This window comes from Succinivibrio sp., assembly GCF_045124615.1.
Taxonomy (GTDB): domain Bacteria; phylum Pseudomonadota; class Gammaproteobacteria; order Enterobacterales; family Succinivibrionaceae; genus Succinivibrio; species Succinivibrio faecicola.
Genome location: NZ_JBGVMC010000252.1, coordinates 1 through 2,181 on the forward strand (window position 1 = coordinate 1; position 2,181 = coordinate 2,181).

Genomic DNA, 2,181 nt, shown 5'->3' on the forward strand with positions numbered 1-2,181 from the left:
ATCAAGATACCGAAGGTTCCCCATGCTGTACCGGTTGAAAATGATAAAAATCCTGCTATCACGAAGATAACTGCAGGTAGAATTGCACCCACAAAAGCAAGATCGTTCTGAACGATTGATGAAATAAACTCTGGTGCTTGCAGCAGATCTCTTGTAACACCAGAAATAGTCCAAGCAAAAGTTAAGATCATATTTGCAGGGATCATAGACTGAACACCGCGAATGAATCCATCCATATACTCTTTTAGAGTCAGAACTCCTCTTGAAATGAGCATAACGAAGGAAACCAAAAGTGCGGCTACAGATCCTAAAACTAAAGACAATGAAGAATTTGTATTACCAAAAGCTGCTCCTAATGAATGGTAAGCGGTATCATCACCAAAATATCCGCCTGTATACAGCATTGATAATGTTGCAGCACCAATAAGTACAAAAATAGGAACAACCATATCAAAGATACGACCGTTTCTTTTTACCTTGTCAAATGACTCATCACGAGTATCATTGGTAATTTCAACTCCGTCCAGACATTCTTTTTCTGCTTTTTTCATAGGACCGAAATCAAATGAGAATAGACAGACAATCACAACCATAATAAGTGACAAGATTGCATAGAAATTCCAAGGAATCGCACTTACAAAGGCACCAATGTCAGATTCAAATGCGTTTGTTGATTTTAGATTAGAGCCAACAGCTGCAGCCCATGATGAAATAGGTGCAATAATGCAGATTGGAGCTGCGGTTGAATCAATAATGTAGGCAAGCTTTGCTCTTGAGATTTTATATTTATCAGTAATAGGCTTCATGACTGTACCAACTGTCAGACAGTTGAAATAATCATCAATGAAGATAAATGCACCTAATGCAGATGTTGATAAGAGTGCTGATTTTTTACCTTTAATCTTTTTGGTTGCCCAGTCACCATATGCTCTTGAGGCACCAGCAAGATAAATGATATAAACTAAAGCACCTAAAAGTGAGCAGAAAAGAACGATATTAAGATCGAACTTGTTGCCCATAACTTTAATTGCAGTCTGTACAGTATCTACAACAACATTACCATCGGTTTTAAGTGTATAGATAAGAGTACCTGAAAGGATACCGATAATTAAAGATGAGAATACTTCTCTTGTTACAAGAGCAAGAACAACTGCTATTAGAGGAGGCAGTACTGATAAGATGCCAACTGATACTGATTCCATGATTTCTCCTTAAAAAATGCACTGTAATTATACATTATTCAAATATGAGTTTTTACAATGCACTATAAAGGAGAAATATTATTTTATCGATCAATAACCGTTTTTCTTAAATGAGGCAATCATAAGTTTTGTCAGAGATATCGGATCATCTTGTGCTTCAATTTCTTCTCTGCTAACCCACAAAGCTTCGGATAGCTCATTCTGATCTCTTTTTATTATTGTGGATCCATCAACTTTAGCCATATAGCCTACAAGAATATTTGAATCAACACCCCATGGCTGAGAGCCAAAGTATTTTAAATCCTTGATTTTAAGACCAACTTCCTCTTGAGCCTCTCGAACTGCAGTCTGCTCAAAGCTTTCTCCGATTTCACAGAATCCAGCAACCAAAGAGAATCCTGTATAGACTCTTCCGTTATATCTTGTAACAACAATTTTGTCACCATCTGTAATTCCAACAATTACAGCAGGAGCAATCTTTGGATATACAACATTTGAGCATTCAGGACAGATTAAAGCTCTTTCATTTTCTGAATGAACAACTTTGCAACCACAGCGACCACAGAAACGATTCTTTGAATACCACTCATAAAGATGATATGCAGTAAATCCAGCAAAGCATGTATTTTTAGGATTTGCCTGTCTGAAGATCTGAATACTATTGAATGAAAAGCCATCAATATCAACAGTTCTCTCATCTCCATTAAAAAGATAATAGGCAACATCATCAATCAAGAAAAGATAAGTAAGTTTTTTCTTGTCAAAATCTTTTGCATATGGAAGAAAAATCTGGCTGTCTTTGCCATCACCTTTTGTAAGAACAGATCTGTTATCAAAAACAAATACCTGATCATTATCATTTGGTTTTCTTCTAATTGAAAATTCGTTTTTAAAAACTGATCCTTTTAAATCCTGTATCATTTTTACCAGATCTTTTTACTGTTTCTCTAAATATGAAATTGCATCAAGAGCAGCCATA

General features: G+C 35.7%; 2 protein-coding genes. Both read right to left on the reverse strand.

What is annotated here, in order from left to right:
* The coding region (locus ACJML3_RS06565; RefSeq protein WP_406021697.1) for a Na+/H+ antiporter NhaC family protein at window positions 1-1,202 on the reverse strand (1,202 nt) is incomplete at its 3' end.
* A gap of 90 nt (window positions 1,203-1,292) precedes the next feature.
* Window positions 1,293-2,123, reverse strand: coding sequence for an NAD(+) diphosphatase (gene nudC / locus ACJML3_RS06570; RefSeq protein ID WP_406021699.1), 831 nt, complete (start codon window positions 2,121-2,123; stop codon window positions 1,293-1,295).
* Window positions 2,124-2,181: the final 58 nt, after the last annotated feature.

Excerpts from the sequence above, each read along its gene's own strand:
- nudC (WP_406021699.1), bottom strand. The coding sequence starts at position 2,123 with ATGATACAGGATTTAAAAGGATCAGTTTTTAAAAACGAATTTTCAATT.